We start from the raw sequence: 16,705 nt of genomic DNA, 5'->3' as shown, positions 1-16,705 counted from the left end.
GGAGAGAACGATGCTCGATACCGCCAAGACCAGATGGCATCCCGTTGCCGCGTCCTATGATCTGCCGTTCCGCCACGTCTTCCACGCCCAGTTGCTCGGCCGCGAGTTCGCCGTCTGGCGTGCCGACGACGGCTACGTCAATATCTGGGAGAACCGATGCCTGCACCGCGGCGTCCGCCTCTCTATCGGCATCAACGATGGCCGCGAGTTGAAGTGTCAGTATCACGGCTGGCGCTATTCCAACCGCACCGCCGGCTGTACCTATATTCCGGCGCACCCGGCCGACGCTCCGGCCCGCACCATTACCAACCGTACCTTTGCGGGCGTCGAGCGCTATGGCCTCGTCTGGTCGGCGGAGGAGCCTCAAGGGGACGTGCCGGACGTTGCGGGCCTCGCCGAAGGCGATCTTCTCACCCTTCGCGGCATTCCGGTCAATGCGCCGGCCGATGTCGTGGTGGCGGCGCTGACGGGCTATCGCTTTCAGCCGAACGGCTGCCTCGAAGGCACAGCGGCAGATATGTCGCTTAAGGCGAGCGACGGCTTCTCGGTGGCGCTCACGGCCCGCGAAGACGGCGCCGAGACGCTGGCCGTCTTCTTCGTCCAGCCGGTCGACTCCAACCGTTCGGTCATCCGCGGCGTACTCGACGGCTCGCCGCGCGGCGCCGAACGGATCGCCGTTCTGCGCCATCACAACGAGCGGCTTTCAAAGCTGCGCGAGATCGTCGAGCGCCAGGCGGCCGCCGCACCGCAGCCGGCGCCGCTCGAGCCGGTGATCGAGCGCGTCTCGCCGGAACTTGCGGAGATGCCGGAACTTACCGCTCACGGCCGCAAGGCGACGGTCCGTGTAACGGTCGCGCGGAAGTGGATGGCTGCCGAGGGCATCGCGGCGTTCGAGCTTCGCCCGGTCAAGGGCCTGCTGCCGACTTTCCAGCCCGGCGCCCATATCGACGTTCACTTGCCGAATGGCCTCATCCGGCAATATTCGATCACCAATGGCCCGGGCGAAAGCGACAGCTACGTCATCGGCGTCAAGCTGGAGCGGGATTCGAAGGGCGGTTCGCTCTGCATGCACGAGACGCTTCGCGAGGGCGACGTCCTGGCGATTTCGGAGCCGCGCAACAATTTCCCGCTGCGTCGCGATGCCGAGAAGACGATTTTGGTCGCCGGCGGCATCGGCGTCACGCCGCTGATTGCCATGGCACAGGCACTTAAGAACCAGAACCTGGACTTCGCCTTCCACTACTTCGCCCAGAACCAGGAACAGCTCGCCTTTCCGGAAAAGACCGCTCTCCTCGGCGAGGCGCTGAAGCCTCACCTCGGACTCCGCCCTGACGCGACTGCCGCCGAGCTCGAGGGCATTCTTTCCGGGTATCGGCCCGGCATGCACCTCTATCTCTGCGGTCCGGGGCCAATGCTCGAGGCGGCACGCCGGATCGCGGCGGATCGCGGCTGGCCGGAAACGGCGGTGCATTTCGAATATTTCAAGAATACCAACACGATCGACGACAGTTCGAGCTTCGAGGTGGCGCTTGCGCGCTCCTGCGTGACGTTGAAGGTCCCCGCCGGCAGGACGATCCTGGAGGTGATGCGCGAAGCCGGCATCGACATGCCGTCATCCTGCGAGCAGGGCGCCTGCGGCACCTGTCTTGCGACCGTGATCGAGGGTGAGCCCGATCACCAGGACGTCTACCTCAACGATGCCGAGCGCAGGTCCGGCACCAAGATCATGACCTGCGTGTCGCGCGCCAAATCCGCGCGTCTCGTCCTCGATCTCTAGGAGCTGCCGGATGATCACCCTCTACGATTACGAACTCTCGGGCAATTGCTACAAGCTCAGACTTCTGATGAGCATGCTCGCCATCGAGTACAAGACGGTACCGGTCGATTTCTATCCCGGCCGCGAACACAAGTCGGATTGGTTCCTGAAGCTCAATCCGCTTGGACAGCTGCCGGTGATCGAGGATGAAGGACTGGTGCTGCGCGACGCGCAGGCGATCCTCGTCTATCTCGCCTCCAAATATGATCCCTCCGGCACCTGGTACCCGCGCAGCGATCCGGCGCGTCTCGGCGAAATCGGCCAGTGGCTCGCCTTTGCGGACGGCATCACCGGCACGGCTTCAGCCGCGCGTCTCCATGACGGCCTGTTCTACGATCTGGACGTCGAGGCGGCTCGGGCCGGCGCTCACAGGCTGTTTCGCATCCTCGACGAGCATCTCTGGTTCGGCGAGCAGGAAGGGCGTGACTGGATATGCTCGGCGCCGCACCCGACCGTGGCCGATATCGCCTGTTTCCCCTACATCATGCTTTCGGAAGAGGGGGGCATTCCCCGGCAGGATTATCCGGCAATCCGTCGTTGGTGCGATCGCCTCAAGCGGATCAAGGGCTTCACGGTCATGTCGGGTGTGTTCCCGGCCGGGCCGGCGCGTGCCGCCTAGGGGGCAAGCGACCGGATCACAGCAGTCGGCACTCTTATGGCGCTCTTCTTGGCGGAGTGAGAACTCAGGGCAAGAAGGCTACGGCAGAACTGCCGCGATCGCCTCGGCCAGACGGTCGACATTCCCGATCCGACAAGTCTCGCCCATCAGTCCGATGCGCCAGATACGGCCGGCCAGCGGCCCGAGTCCTCCGCCGATCTCTATCCCGAACTCGTCGAGCAGGCGTCTGCGCGCGGGCGCGTCCTCCACGCCTTCCGGGAGCCAAACCGTATTCAGCTGCGGCAGCCGGTGCTCCTTGTCGACGACGAAGCCGATGCCCAGCCCTTCTAACCGTTCGACCAGCCGATCATGGGCGGAGCGGTGGCGCGCCCAGGCGGTCTCCAAGCCTTCGCCAAGCAGGCGGGTAAGGCTCTCGTGCAGGCCGTAAAGCGCATTCACCGGGGCGGTGTGGTGGTAGGATCGGGCACCTTCCCCCTCCCAGTACCCCAGCATAAGACCGAGATCGAGGAACCAGCTCTGGATCGGCGCCTTGCGCGCCTTGACTGCCGCGACGGCGTGATCGGAAAAGGTGATCGGCGCAAGGCCCGGCGGCGCGGACAGACATTTCTGCGTGCCGGCATAGACGGCGTCCGCCTGCCATTCGTCGACCAACACCGGAATTCCGCCGAGCCCCGTCACGGTATCCACGACCGACAGCAACCCCGCTTCGCGCGCCAGGCCGCAGAGCGCGGCCGCATCCGACCGTACGCCGGTCGAAGTCTCCGCGTGCACGAAAGCGAGCAGCTTGGCCTGCGGTGCCTCCAGAATCGACGCGCGGACCGCCTCGGGATCGACAGGCTTGCCCCATTCGACGGAAACCAGCCGTACCTCCGCGCCCGCGCGCCGGGCAATTTCGGCCATGCGTCCGCCGAACACGCCGTTTTGCGCGATGATGGCGGTGTCGCCTGGCTCGAGCAGCGTCACCAACGCCATCTCCATGGCGAGCGAGGCTGGCGCCGATAGGGGGAAAGTCACACGGTTATCTGTTCGGAACGCGAGGCGGAGTTGGTCCTTGATGCGGTCCATCAATCCGACGAAGCTGGGGTCCAGATGACCGATCGTCGGTCGCGCCTGTGCCGCGAGCACTTCCGGCGCGACGTTGGACGGACCGGGGCCCATCAGCAGGCGGGGCGGCGGCGAAAAAGCATTCATTCGAGCATTCCTCTGCCGGCGGTCCCCGGCGCGTTTGTTCCCGGGAGCACGATGCAGGCACAGGGGCCGATAAGTAAAGTTTAGTTTGTTTAGGAGTTCGGTAATAATAATTTACTACGCATTGCGGGTGCACTCTTGTGGCCGCCTGCATTGTGTCCGACTTTGCGCCCCCGGCGCAGGCGCTGCGGCAGTGGTTGGGACGCGGCGTCCGGCGCATCGATCTCGCCGCCCTCGAGAAACTGCTCCCCTGTGATCTACATCCCGCGATCACTGCCACCCGGCTGCCTTGCCGCGAGCAAGCCATTGCCCGCAAACTTGCGAAGGTGCGCACTTTTAAGCAGCGTCGATATCCGTTTTTGAGAAATCGTCGCCTTTGAACAGAAGGGGAAGGCGATATTCCTTGGCGCAGGCATAGGAGAAGCAGTCACCAAAATTCAGCCGCGCCGGGTGGCCAACAAAACGGCCATAGTTGCGAGCCGCTTCGATTGCATTGCGGTGTAGGGAGCCGCTCACGGACACTTCGCGCGCGCCGATCGTCTCCAGGAACTTCGCTACGTCCTCTTGAATCTCATCGATCAACTCGGGCGGAGTAGGGACCTGATCGCCGAACTGCGAGATCGAGACTATACGGGCTAAACTGATCACGGCCTCGAACATCGAGATCGGCGAGTAGATCTTAAGACCTTCCGACATCTCGATCTTGGCGAGAAGGTAACCTGCATCCTCTTCACCAGCCAAGATGGCGACGATCGCCGACGCATCCAAGAACATTAGATCTCCCACATTTCGTCAGTAAATTTCTTCATTTCGAACTCCGGCTTGTTTGGTCCCATCTTGGCTCGAACACTGTTCTGAATCTTTTCGACTCGCTCTTTTAGCGGCACAGCTTGTTCCACTCGCGCTAACTCATTTTCTAGAGCGCGTCTGACCGCCTCGGTCTTCGTCGGGGCTTTGGTGACCTGCTGCACCTTCTTTGCCAGGGCATCAACATCGTCGTCGCGAATGTAGAGGGACATGACCGTTTCCTCATGTATATTCAGCATGGAATATACGGATATATTAGCTGGAATATACATCAATCGCAAGGGTCAGGGCGCATCCCCTCTCCAGACGGCTTTTGCTCAGGGCAGAAGAGAAATTTCATGTGCGAAAATCAGCGTCCAAAAGACCTAGAACCCGATTGAGTACGCCAAAAGTAACCGCGTTCCGGTTCGTTCTGCGTTAGCGTACGACTTCGAGCAGCTCTTGTTCCGGAAGTCGGCACCGCCGCCGTTCCGGTAACGCCGTCGCTTCCGGCATGTCGCTTGGCATGCGATGGCTTTTGTTGGCGCGAACCTGCCATCAGTGGCGGCGCGGTGTCGATATCGATCACCTTCATGATTTTCGGTCGACCCGACCTAACTCATCGTGATCTAGTGCGGAACTGTGCCTAAAGCAGGAGACGGAGAATGCCCGAGAAGCACGATCACGATCATCACGGAGAGGACCACTGGAGGAACAACGGCGTTCGCGTCATCAAGGGTGACCAACTCGACGCCAACACGGCTCAGACGCCAGGCATGTATCGGCAGGCGGCAATCAACCATGCCCGCGTCGGCGCCCAAAAGATCTGGGCCGGGACCGTTGCGATCGAGCCCAATGCCAAGACCGGGGTGCATCACCACGGGCCGCTTGAAAGCGTGATCTTCGTGCTTCGCGGCAAGGCGCGCATGCGTTGGGGCGACAGGCTCGAATATGTCGCCGAAGCCGGACCCGGTGACTTCATCTACGTGCCGCCTTTCGTGCCGCACCAGGAAATCAACGCGGATCCGGAAAATCCGCTCGAATGCGTGCTGGTCCGATCCGATAATGAGGCGGTCGTTGTGAACATTACCGATGTCGATCCGGTCGAAAAGCCAGAGGAAGTCTACTGGGTGGATCCGATCCACAAACATCCTGGCTGACCCGGCGTTCTTCCAGAGCACGAGATATTCCGGCAGATACCGCACCTGTTCTGCGGTGTCCGCTTCAGAGGGACGGCACCGATTTGTTCGTCACATTCGAAGCCTTTCGCCTGCCGGGTCGAAGGGCGGCCGTTCCAGGATGACGGCGTCATGTGGGCGGCCGAGGATTGCGACACTCACCGTGTCACCCGGTTTCGCCGTTCCAGCCTTGATGTAACAGAGCGCCAGCGACATGCCGACGGTATAGCCGTAGGCGCCGGACGAAACATGGCCGATCGGGGTGCCGTCACGGAGAAAGATCGGCTCGCCGCCGGTGGCGTCCGCATCCGTGGCGTCGATCGATATCATGGCGAGCTTCTGCCTCGGACGCTTCCCGGCGATTTCCTGGTAGGAGGCCTTGTTCAGGAACGCGTCCTTGTCGAGCTTGATCAGCCGGTCGAGAGCGCATTCCTGCGGCCAGTATTCGGGCGAATACTCGCGGCTCCAGCTGCCATAGCCCTTTTCGATGCGCAGCGAGGCGAGTGCGCGTGAGCCGACCGGGCCCGCGCCGAGATCCGCACCGGCCTTCAGCAAGGCATCGTAAAGCGCGACCTGCCGGTCGGCGTCGCAGTAGAGTTCCCAGCCGAGATCGCCGGTGAAGGAGACGCGCAGTGCGATGACCTCGACGCCGGCGACGCGCATCCTGCGCGACCGCATGAAGGGGAAGCTCTCGTTGGAGAGGTCGTCGTTCGTCAGGCGCATCAGCAACTCGCGCGATTTCGGCCCGGCGATGTTGAAGGCGCAAAGGCGCTCCGTCATCGAGGTAAGGGTCGTGCCCTCGGGCAGCGGAACCGCATTGAAGAAGCGCTGGTGGTAGCGTTCCGCCATGCCGGAGCCGAAGATCATGAAGTCGTCGTCGCCGAGCTTCGTCACGGTGAAATCGCCCGCAATGCCCCCCCGCTTTCCGATGAGAGGCGTCAGGCACGAGCGGCCGACCGTCATGGGCATGCGGTTGGCGAAAAGCGCGTTCAGCCAGTCGGAGGCACCCGGTCCCTTCACCGCGTATTTCGCAAAGTTGGAAATGTCGATGATGCCGGCGCTTTCGCGCAGCATTCGGGCCTCGCGGCCGACGGGCGCCCACCAGTTCTGGCGGGTAAAACCGGTCGTCTCTTCCTTGGGCTCGCCATCGGCGGAAAACCAGAGGGGATGTTCCCAGCCGAAATTCAGGCCGAAGACGGCCCCCATCGCCTTCTGCTTCTCATAGGCCGGCCGGGTGCGTACCGGGCGTCCGGCCGCCCGCTCCTCATTGGGGAAGTGGATCTTGAAGCGGTGGCTGTACTGGTCCTGCACGCGCGCCTTGGTGAAGGCCTTGTTCGCCCAGTGGCCGAAGCGCGCCATGTCCCAGCCGAACATGTCGAGCGACGGTTCGCCCTCGATCATCCATTCCGCCGCAAGCTTGCCCATGCCGCCCGACTGCGAGAAGCCTGGGATGATGCCGTTGCAGCAGAAGTAGTTCGTCATTTCCGGCACGGGGCCGAAGAGGACCGCGCTATCGGGCGACCAGATCATCGGCCCGTTGATGACGCGCTTGATGCCCGCCGTTCCGACCACCGGCACGCGGTCGATCGCGCGCATCATGTTTTCCTCGATCCGGTCGAGGTCGTCGGGGAAGAGTTCGTGACCGAAGCCGAGCGGCGTGCCCTCCTCGGCCCAGAAGCGCATGTCGCGCTCATAGGCACCGATCAGCAGGCCCAGGCCCTCCTGCCGGAGGTAATATTCGCCGTCGCGGTCCGCGACGGAGGGAAGCCGCCGGTCGAGGGCGGCGATCTCCGCTATGGTCTCGGTCACGAAATACTGGTGTTCCGTCGGCATCAGCGGAAGTTCGAGCCCCGCCATGGCCGCGACTTCGCGGCCCCAGAGCCCGGCGGCGTTGACCACCCACCGGGTGCGGATGTCGCCCTTCGGCGTGCGCACGATCCAGCTGCCGTCCGCTTGCGCCTCCGTACCGGTGACGGGCGTGAAGCGGTGGATTTCGGCGCCGCGCTTGCGCGCGCCTGCGGCATAGGCCATCGTCACGCCGGAGGGGTCGACATTTCCGCCCTCCGGCTCGTACATGATGCAGCGGATGCCGTCGAAGTTGACGAGCGGATGCAGCCGCTCCGCTTCGTCACGGCCGATCTCGTAGAAGTTCATCTTGTAGCGGCGCGCCTTGGCCTCCTGGAGCCGGAGCTGGTGCTCGCGCGCCTCGGTCTGCGCAAGATAGAGCGAACCGGGCTGGAAGATGCCGCAGCCTTGCCCGGTCTCGACCTGCAGCTCCTTGTAGAGCGCCATTGTATAATGCTGAAGCAGACTGATGTTCGTGGAGTCGTGCAGGCCGTGGATGTTGGCGGCCGCATGCCAGGTCGATCCCGATGTCAGTTCGCTGCGCTCGAGAAGCACGACGTCGGACCAGCCGAGCTTGGTGAGATGGTAGAGAATGGAGCAGCCGATGAGACCGCCGCCGATGACGACCGCTTGAGCGTGGGAGCGCATGAAAATCCAGCCTTGAAACGATGACCTCTGCCGCCGGCAAATCTCTGCCGTCGCGGCTTCAGTTTAGGGACGAGCCGTTTTTTGCAAAGCGGCCCAAAGCGGGAAATCGGCCCCTATTGTCATCGAATGAACAAATAAAACGAGGTCATTGATCTCGCAATTTTCGTTTGTTGCCGGATGGGCTCTGGCTAGTGTGAAATCGGCCCTTTCGGTATCGGGGGTGAACCGGTCAGCCGATCACCTTCTGAGCCTCGGCGATGATCCAGTCGCGCACCTTCGAGACGGTCGTTCCCCTCGACGCCTGCCCTTCGGCGAGGTAGTAGTTCCACGCGCTCTTGGTGCGGATCTGGAACGGCTCGACAAGCAGGCCGCGATCCACATAGGCCCGCGCCAGCGACTGGGTGGTCACGATGCAGCCGGCGCCGCTCGCCGCCATTTCCAGCGCTATATTGGTGGAATTGGTGGAAAGCCGCTTGTCGTTCGCGGAGGCGTCTATTCCGAGCGCATCGGCCATTTCCTGCCAGAACTCCTGCCGCCCGTGCACCGCGATCCAGTTCGATTTCAGAACGTCGGCCGGCGTCCTGATCGCATTCTGCCCGTGAACGAGCTGCGGCGCGCATAGAAGCACAAGCCGGTCGTTCCACAATTGCATGCCGCTTGCCGGCATGTTGTCGAAGCGGCGGATCGAAATGAGGATATCGGCGATCTGCTCGGTCGAATCCTCCCAGATCGTGCCGTGCAGAAGGATTTCGACGTCGGGATGTTTCCTGCTGAACCCGGCCACGCACCTTGCCAGCCAGTTTTCGGCAAGGCTCGTCGGGCAGGAGATGACGACGGTTTTGTTGCGCGCCGACGCAAGTACCGCTTCCGTGGCGAAGTCGATCTGGTTCAGAGCCTGGCGCAGGGTGGGAAGGAAGGCCTCTCCCATCTCGGTCAGCTTGAGGCTGCGCGGATAGCGGATGAAGAGCTGACGCCCGAGATATTGCTCGAGCGCCCGCACATGATTGCTGATGGCGGCCTGCGTATAGCCCAGTTCGTTGGCCGCCTCGGTGAAGCTGAGATGCCGGGCGGAGCATTCGAAGGAGCGGATGTAGTTCAATGGCGGCGGCGGCTTCATCTGAAAGTTCCCCTTTTGCTCCATGCTAGTCAGGCCCGTCCGGGACTTGCAAGGTGCACGCGTGCCATGACATGGTTTTTTTTGGCCATTGCCGCCGAACTTATCATGTGAAGACCGGTGCATGATTGGCCATAGTTTCGGGGAGCGGAACAGAAAAAGCATAAGTATCCCGAGCAGGGCCTTCTATGGCGCAGCTGCGCGGATCAGGGGATGAAAGGCAGTTCTCGATGAGCGGCAGACGCGGCGGCGGAAGACGATCGCGGGCGATCCGGGGCGGCGACGGTATCTCGCAGCTGCCATGGCACGAGGTCGTCAACACCTATTCCCCGATGCAGCTTCTCGACGAGGATCGTCTCGAGGCGCTTCATCGCAATTCGATGCGCATCCTCTCGGAAATCGGTATCCGCGTCATGAGCGAAAAGGCGATGGCGCTGTTCGAGAAGGCGGGCGCCATCGTCGACCGCGAGAACCTGATGATCCGCATCGACGAATCCATCGTCGAGGCGGCGCTCGCCACGACGCCGTCTTCCTTCACGCTGACCAGCCGCAATCCCGAAAAACGCCTGACGATCGGCGGCAATAGGATCGCCTTCGGCCTCGTGGCAGGTCCTCCGAACGTGCACGACCGGATCAAGGGCCGGCGGCAGGGAAATCTCGCCGATTACCAGAACTTCACGCGTCTCGCCCACCACTTCAACGCGATCCACATTCTCGGGAACCAGGTCTGCGCGCCGATGGAGCTGCCGGCCAATTCCCGGCACCTCGATACCTACAAGGCGAACATCACGCTCAGCGATCTCTCATTCCATTGCACCGCCATCGGGCGGGGGCGGGCGGTGGACGGCATCAACATGATGGCGATCGCGCGCGGCATCAGCGTCGAGGAGATGCGCCGATCCCCCGGCGTCATCACGATCATCTCGGTGAATTCGCCGCGGCTTTTCGACGATGCGATGGCGGACGGACTGATCGCCATGGCCGAGCACGGGCAGCCCGTGACCATCACGCCCTTCACGCTAATGGGCGCCATGACGCCGGTGACGCTTGCGGCGGCACTCTGCCAGCAGAATGCCGAGGCGCTGTTCGGCGTCACGCTTGCGCAACTGGTCAATCCGGGTACGCCGGTCATGTATGGCGCATTCACGTCCAATGTGGACATGCGTTCCGGCGCCCCCGCCTTCGGCACGCCGGAAAACGCGAAGGCCAACATCATCGCTGGTCAGCTCGCGCGCCGCTACAAGCTTCCCTATCGCACGTCGAACGCCAATGCCTCCAACGCCGTCGACCTTCAGGCGGCCTATGAGACGGAGATGGCCACCTGGGGTGCGGTGCTCGGGGGTGCCAACCTTATCTATCACGCTGCCGGATGGCTCGAAGGTGGCCTGACGGCCTCCTATGAGAAGCTGGTGCTGGACGTGGAGATCCTGCAGAACATGATGGGCTTCCTCGAGCCCATGCCATTCTCCGAGGACGATCTCGGTTTCGACGCCATCAAATCGGTACCGGCCGGAGGACACTTCTTCGGTTCCGAACATACGATGGCGCGATACGAAACTGCTTTCTATCAGCCGATGCTGTCCAACTGGCAGAATTACGGCAGCTGGCAGGAGGCCGGCGGGCACGACGCGCTGGAGCGCGCGACCGGCATCTGGCAGCAAGCCCTGAGCGAATACGAGGAACCGGTCCTCGACCCGGCGATCCGGGAAGAGCTCGATGCCTACATGATCAAGCGGCGAGCGGAGATCGGGGTGGGCGAACCTTGAGGGGCAGATGAGGGATACGCAGGAAATCCGCTTTGCGGTTTTGATGTTTCCGAACTTTCCGCTGATGGCCTTCAGTTCGGTCATCGAGCCGCTGCGCGCAGCCAATACGCTCTCCGGCAAGCGCTGCTATTCCTGGATTACCGTGGCGGCCGGTGAGAAGATCACGGCATCGAACGGCATCGGTATCGAGCCGGACTTTCATGTACGCTACGCACCGGAGGTCGACCGGATTGTCGTGTGTTCGGGCGGTGACGCAGAGCACCTCGTTGCGGACGAGGAGATGGCGTGGATCCGCAAGAATCTCCGATCCGGTGCGCAACTCGGTGCGGTAGCCGACGCTGCCTTCTTCCTGGCGCGCAAAGGGTTGCTCGACGGCCATTCCTGCACGCTCCACTGGACCAGCCAGCCGGCCTTCAAGGAAGCATTCCCGCAGCTCGACATGCGCTCGGACCTCTATGTGATCGACCGCCGCCGCTTCACTTCCGTCGGCGGCATCGGCAGCCTCGACATGATGCTGGACATGATCGGACGGGACTATGGCGCCGAGCTCGCCGACGGCGTCGCCGGCTGGTTCATGCACAGCCCGCTGCGACCCGACGCCGATCGCCGGAAGCTGACCTTGCGTATCCGGAGCGGCATCGCCGACGACCTCGTCCTTTCCGCTGTGGCGATGATGGAGAATGCGATCGAGGACCTATTGCGGATCGGGGACCTGGCCGACCGGCTGAATGTCTCGTCCGATAAGCTCGAACGCGCCTTCAAGGCCGAACTTGGCGTGTCGCCCAACAGCTATTACCGCAATCTGAGGCTTGGTCACGCGGCAGACATGCTGACGCATTCCAGTCTCAAGGTGAATGAAGTCGCGGTCGCCTGCGGGTTCGGAAATGCCGCCAACTTCTCCCGCGCCTTCAAAGAGCAGTTCGGATATGTCCCGCACAGCGTTCGCCGCCGCGTTTCGCGAGCGGGCGAGGCGCCTCGCGCAGTCGCGGGGCTGAAATAATGAAACTCTGCGGATTCCGGCATAGATACCGCGGAATTTGCGCAAATGCGCGCTCCGACTCTTCTCCATCCTGCTGGAAAAGGAGAATGTCATGAGCATTGTTGTATTCGATCCCGACAGCGTGGATGACGTGGACTTCAAGGACCGGATGCGCCATCCGGAGGCAGCCGATCCGGCCGGCGGCATGTGGCTTTCGGACACGGAACCGTCCTTCATCGACGCCGACGCCCTGCGCAAGGGGAGGCTGAAGAAGCTTCGCGACTGGATGCGCGCGGCCGGCTACGGCGCGGTGGTCCTTTTCGATCCCTATAACCAGCGCTACGCGACGGGCTCCCGAAACATGTTCGGGTATTTCCTGCGCAACTCCACCCGCTATTTCTTCATCCCCACCGAAGGTCCGGTCGTCCTCTTCGAATATCCGCAGAGCTATCATGTCTCGATGGTCCTCGACACGATCGACGAGGCCCGCCCTTCCAAGCTTGTCTGGTCCTCCGTCTCCGGTAAGGACGACGAGACCGCCGGGCCCTTCGCGGACGAGATTACCGATTTGCTCAAGCAGCATGGCGGCGGGTCGATGAAGCTCGGCATGGACCGCTGCAGCCATCTGCAGGCACTGGCGCTCGAAAAGCGCGGGTGCGAGGTAAAGGACTGTCAGGGTGAAATTCTCGCCGTCAGGGCCGTCAAGACTCCCGAAGAGATCAAGTGCCTTCAGGTATCCATGGCCGGCGCCGAAGCTGCCGTGGCCGCCGTACGCGAAGCGATCAAGCCGGGCGTTTCCGAAAACGAGCTCTTCGCGATCATGTATCATGAAGTGATCCGGCAGGGCGGCGAGTTCATCGAGACCCGGCTGCTGAGTTCCGGCCAGCGAACCAATCCCTGGTTTAACGAGGCAAGCGGCCGCAAGATCAGGCCGGGCGAACTCGTGGCCCTCGATACCGATACGATCGGCTGCTACGGCTACTATTCCGATTTCTCGCGAACCTTCCGCTGCGGTCCCGGCAAGCCGACCCCTTACCAGAAGTCGCTCTACCGAATGGCCTACGAACAGGTTCAGCACAATATCGACATCGTCAAGCCGGGCATGGCCTTCCGCGAGATCGCCGAAAAGGCCTGGAAGATACCGGACCGCTTCGTCGATCAGCGTTACACGTCCGTGATGCACGGCGTCGGCATGCACGGCGAGACGCCGTTCATCGCCCATGCGATGGACTACGAGACCTACGGTCGCGACGGATGTCTCGTGCCCGGAATGGTCGTCTCGGTCGAAAGCTACATCGGCGAAAAGGGCGGCCGCGAGGGCGTGAAACTCGAAGACGAGATCCTCATCACGGAGAACGGAACGGAACTCCTGTCGCGCTTTCCCTATGAGGACGAATTCCTGAACGGGGAGACTTGATGAAGAAACCGTTGCGGATCGACCGCGCAAAAGCTGCCGCTCTCTTTATCGATCTCCAGGAGGAGCATCGCCACGACGAGCGCTATCTCGTAGACGGTTACGAGACGGTGCTCGGCAATGCCGCGCGCCTTCAGGAGGCGGCCCGCCGCAGCGGCATCCCCGTCTTTCATTGCGCCTATATCGTCGATCTCGCCGAGAATCGTCGGCCGTTCCATCCCATCGGACCGGATGGACGTTCCGCCTTTAGCGACAAGGACGATCCGCTCACGGCGATCTGCCCGGAGGTCGCTCCTCTTCCGTCGGAGCGGCTGCTTGTCAAAAACGAAGCGAGCGCCTTCGGCAAGAGCGCCTTGATCGGCGAATTGCGGGACGCTGGCGTGGAATGGCTGGTGATCGCCGGCGTCTGGACCGAGGCTTGTGTCGATGCAACGGTCAAGGACGCGATCAACCTTGGCCTGCATGTCCTGCTCGTCAAGGACGCCTGCGGCAGCGGCGGCCTTGCGATGCACCAGACCGGCATTCTCAATCTGGCGAACCGCCTCTATGGCGGCGCGGTCGTCGATGCCGAAGCCGCTTGCGCCCTTCTGAAAGGGGCTACGGTCGAAGCATGGCAGGTCGAGGGATCGGTGCCCCTGCGCTACACTTTCGGGAATGCCGCTAACCTGTACGGCGAACTCTGACGAGCGTTTGACAGGGGCGCGCATCAGTGCGGAAGGCCGGGTGTCCCGCCTGCCGCCCGCTCTGACTTATTGGAATCGGTCACGCACCGACCGAGACATCGTGACCCAGTTTAGGAAAGGCAGGCCGCAACGAATGGAGATCATACGGTTCATCATCGACAATCTGGACGTCATAGGCACGCGGACGATCGAGCACATTTCGATCGTCTTCCTGGCGGTCGGGATTGCGATCGCGACGGCCGTGCCGATCGGGATTGCGATCACGCAGTCGAAGAGCACGGCCGATACCGTCCTCTATCTCGCGTCGATGATGATCACCGTTCCGTCGATTGCGCTGTTCGGCCTGATGATCCCGCTGCTCTCGCCGATCGGCCACGGCATCGGCTATGTCCCGGCGGTCGTAGCCGTCATTCTCTATTCCCAGCTTCCCATCATCCGCAACACCTACACCGCCATCACCAATGTCGATCCGTCTCTTCGAGAGGCCGCGAAAGGCATGGGGATGAGCACCTGGCAACGTCTGCGCCAGGTCGAAATCCCGCTTGCCATTCCCGTCATAATGGCCGGGGTCAGGACGGCCGTCGTCATGAACATCGGCGTGACGGCGATCGCGGCTTATATCGGCGCGGGCGGCCTCGGCACTTTCATCTCGCGCGGCATCAGCCAGTCCGATCCCCGACAGCTGGTGACCGGGGCGCTGGCGGTCTCGCTGCTTGCGATCGCAGCCGACCTGTTCCTCGCGCTCGTACAGCGCCTTCTCACGTCACGCGGTATCCAGGGGGAGGTCACGCCATGATCCGGCTCGAAAATCTGACGAAACACTACGGCCCGGCGCACGATCCCCTCATTGCCGTCGACAATGTAAGTTTGGACTTACCCACAGGAGAGATCTGCGTGCTGCTCGGCCCTTCGGGGTGCGGCAAGACGACGACGATGAAGATGATCAACCGGCTGATTCAGCCCACCAGCGGCAAGGTCTTCATCAACGGCAAGGACACCAGCACCATCGATCCGATCAAGCTGCGGCGGAGCATCGGCTATGTGATCCAGCAGATCGGCCTTTTCCCGAACAAGACGATCGAGGAAAATATCTGTGTCGTGCCAGACCTCCTCGGCTGGGATCGCCGCAAGTCGCGCGACCGTGCCAAAGAGCTCCTCGAGCTTGTCGGTCTCCAGCCCGACCTTTTCCTCGCGCGCTATCCGAAGGAACTTTCAGGCGGCCAGCAGCAGCGTGTCGGCGTCCTGCGCGCGCTGGCGGCCGATCCGCCGGTGATGCTGATGGACGAACCGTTCGGGGCGATTGATCCGATCAACCGCGAAGTCATCCAGGAAGAATTTCTGAAGATGCAGCGGGAGATCCGCAAGACGATCATCTTCGTCTCGCACGATCTCGACGAAGCGGTGAAGATGGCGGACAAGATCGCGATCTTCCGCAGCGGCAGGCTCGAACAATATGCCGCGCCCGACGAGTTGCTCGCCCGTCCCGCCAACAGCTTCATCGAAGACTTCCTGGGTTCCGACCGGGCACTCAAGCGGCTGAGGCTCGTCTCGGTGCGCGACGCCATGGAGACGGGTTTCATCACGGTCCGGAGCTCGGACTCGGTCGAACATGCGCTTGAGCGAATGCGATCGTCGCGCAGCGCTGCAGTCTTCGTTCTGGACGCCGACGGCGCACCGCAATCTCTCTTGAGCGAGCAGGTGGCGGAGCTGCGCTCCGGTACGGTGGGCGATCATGCGGAACCGGTAAAGTCCGCCGTCCCGACCACCGGCGATCTTAGGCAGGCCGTGTCGATGATGTTCGCACACGACATGGCGCTGCTGCCCTGCGTCGACGAGGGCGGACGGATGGCGGGCGTGATGAGCTACCGTTCCATCGTGCACAATCTCGGCCATGGAGGGAAGGCATGAGCGCTCTCGCCGGCCAGGCCGCACCGCAGCATCGCCGCCGGATCGAGACCGCACCGATGATCGTGCTCGTCGTGCTGGCCGCAACCGTCGCCTGGCTGTGGTGGAGCGGCATGGCGGAGGAAATCCTCGCCTATTCCGACGACATTTCCTATCTCGCCGTGCAGCATCTGGAGCTGGTCGCCTGGGCGGGAGGGCTCGCCATCCTTGTGGCCGTACCGGTCGGCATCGTCCTTTCGCGGCCTGCCTTCCGCCTCGTTTCGGAAGCCGTGATGCAGATCTTCAATGTCGGCAGCACCGTGCCGACGCTCGCGATCCTGGCGCTTTCGATGACGCTGCTCGGGATCGGTACGGTGCCCGCGGTGTTCGGCCTCTGGGCGGCCACCCTCCTGCCGATCGTGCGCAACACCTATGCCGGCCTGCGCGCCGTGCCGCCGCACCTTGTGGAGGCCGCAACCGGGATGGGCATGACGCCGCGGCAGGTTCTGTGGCGCGTCGAACTTCCAAACGCCCTCTTCGTGATCTTCGGCGGCATCCGCACGGCGCTCGCGATCTGCGTCGGCTCGGCGCCCCTGGTCTTTCTGATCGGCGCGGGCGGGCTTGGCGAACTGATCTTCACCGGGATCTCGCTGGACGAACTCCCGATGATGATGGCCGGGGCCATTCCCACGGCAATGCTCGCGGTCCTGGTCGATTTCATCATCGGCCAGATTCAGTACTACCTCGTTCCACGGGGCATCAATCCGCTACGATAACAAAATGAG

15 protein-coding genes are annotated in these 16,705 nt (G+C 62.6%); 10 read left to right on the top strand and 5 right to left on the bottom strand.

Annotation, left to right across the window (positions count from 1 at the left end):
• Positions 1-10: 10 nt before the first annotated feature.
• Both CN933_RS29390 and CN933_RS29385 read left to right on the top strand, forming a co-directional pair.
• Entirely contained in the window at positions 11-1,777 is a 1,767-nt protein-coding gene (locus tag CN933_RS29390; protein WP_102763223.1) for a Rieske 2Fe-2S domain-containing protein, read from the top strand.
• Positions 1,778-1,787: 10 nt separating this feature from the next.
• Positions 1,788-2,435 carry a glutathione S-transferase family protein gene (locus CN933_RS29385; protein ID WP_102763222.1) on the top strand — a complete coding sequence of 216 codons (648 nt, stop codon included), beginning with the start codon at positions 1,788-1,790 and terminating at the stop codon, positions 2,433-2,435.
• 78 nt (positions 2,436-2,513) lie between these two features.
• On the opposite strand, the gene CN933_RS29380 is transcribed toward CN933_RS29385, so the two are convergent.
• The 3 genes from CN933_RS29380 to CN933_RS29370 all read right to left on the bottom strand — a co-directional run bounded on the left by CN933_RS29380 (position 2,514) and on the right by CN933_RS29370 (position 4,642).
• Complete coding sequence (locus CN933_RS29380; RefSeq protein WP_102763221.1) at positions 2,514-3,626, bottom strand: pyridoxal-phosphate-dependent aminotransferase family protein; 1,113 nt, start codon at positions 3,624-3,626, stop codon at positions 2,514-2,516.
• A gap of 333 nt (positions 3,627-3,959) precedes the next feature.
• Positions 3,960-4,397, bottom strand: coding sequence for a type II toxin-antitoxin system VapC family toxin (locus CN933_RS29375; protein ID WP_102763220.1), 438 nt, complete (start codon positions 4,395-4,397; stop codon positions 3,960-3,962).
• Complete coding sequence (locus CN933_RS29370; RefSeq protein ID WP_102763273.1) at positions 4,397-4,642, bottom strand: type II toxin-antitoxin system VapB family antitoxin; 246 nt, start codon at positions 4,640-4,642, stop codon at positions 4,397-4,399. Before CN933_RS29370 ends, CN933_RS29375 begins: the two co-directional genes overlap by 1 nt.
• Before the next feature lie 432 nt (positions 4,643-5,074).
• On the opposite strand from CN933_RS29370, the gene CN933_RS29365 reads away from it, so the two are divergent.
• Positions 5,075-5,569: a cupin domain-containing protein gene (locus CN933_RS29365; protein ID WP_100673276.1), complete on the top strand. Its 495-nt coding sequence runs from the start codon at positions 5,075-5,077 to the stop codon at positions 5,567-5,569.
• Between the two features lie 90 nt (positions 5,570-5,659).
• Here the strand turns inward: CN933_RS29365 and CN933_RS29360 are convergent, their stop codons facing one another.
• Both CN933_RS29360 and CN933_RS29355 read right to left on the bottom strand, forming a co-directional pair.
• On the bottom strand, positions 5,660-8,080 hold the full coding sequence (locus CN933_RS29360; protein ID WP_102763219.1) for a GcvT family protein: 2,421 nt from the start codon (positions 8,078-8,080) through the stop codon (positions 5,660-5,662).
• A 229-nt stretch (positions 8,081-8,309) separates the two neighbouring features.
• Complete coding sequence (locus tag CN933_RS29355) at positions 8,310-9,197, bottom strand: LysR substrate-binding domain-containing protein (protein ID WP_102763218.1); 888 nt, start codon at positions 9,195-9,197, stop codon at positions 8,310-8,312.
• Between the two features lie 227 nt (positions 9,198-9,424).
• Between CN933_RS29355 and CN933_RS29350 the strand changes: the two genes are divergently transcribed.
• From CN933_RS29350 to CN933_RS29320, 7 genes are all read left to right on the top strand, one after another.
• Entirely contained in the window at positions 9,425-10,960 is a 1,536-nt protein-coding gene (locus CN933_RS29350; RefSeq protein WP_102763272.1) for a trimethylamine methyltransferase family protein, read from the top strand.
• A 7-nt stretch (positions 10,961-10,967) separates the two neighbouring features.
• The gene (locus CN933_RS29345; protein WP_102763217.1) at positions 10,968-11,960 is read left to right on the top strand and encodes a GlxA family transcriptional regulator; all 993 of its coding nucleotides are present in this window, start codon (positions 10,968-10,970) and stop codon (positions 11,958-11,960) included.
• Between the two features lie 91 nt (positions 11,961-12,051).
• Positions 12,052-13,356, top strand: a complete 1,305-nt coding sequence (locus tag CN933_RS29340) for a M24 family metallopeptidase (protein WP_102763271.1) — start codon at positions 12,052-12,054, stop codon at positions 13,354-13,356.
• Positions 13,356-14,036 (top strand): isochorismatase family protein, encoded by a 681-nt coding sequence (locus CN933_RS29335; RefSeq protein WP_102763216.1) that lies wholly within the window; start codon positions 13,356-13,358, stop codon positions 14,034-14,036. The genes CN933_RS29340 and CN933_RS29335 overlap by 1 nt, the downstream gene beginning before the upstream one ends.
• A 133-nt stretch (positions 14,037-14,169) precedes the next feature.
• Positions 14,170-14,832, top strand: coding sequence for an ABC transporter permease (locus CN933_RS29330; RefSeq protein WP_102763215.1), 663 nt, complete (start codon positions 14,170-14,172; stop codon positions 14,830-14,832).
• Positions 14,829-15,944, top strand: coding sequence for an ABC transporter ATP-binding protein (locus tag CN933_RS29325; RefSeq protein ID WP_102763214.1), 1,116 nt, complete (start codon positions 14,829-14,831; stop codon positions 15,942-15,944). Before CN933_RS29330 ends, CN933_RS29325 begins: the two co-directional genes overlap by 4 nt.
• Complete coding sequence (locus CN933_RS29320) at positions 15,941-16,696, top strand: ABC transporter permease (protein WP_102763213.1); 756 nt, start codon at positions 15,941-15,943, stop codon at positions 16,694-16,696. The genes CN933_RS29325 and CN933_RS29320 overlap by 4 nt, the downstream gene beginning before the upstream one ends.
• Positions 16,697-16,705: the final 9 nt, after the last annotated feature.

Origin of the sequence: Sinorhizobium sp. M4_45, assembly GCF_002885915.1 — a bacterium.
GTDB classification, from domain to species: Bacteria; Pseudomonadota; Alphaproteobacteria; order Rhizobiales; family Rhizobiaceae; genus Sinorhizobium; species Sinorhizobium meliloti_A.
The sequence above is the reverse complement of the archived record's forward strand: the minus strand, read 5'-3'. Positions and strand labels throughout refer to the sequence as shown.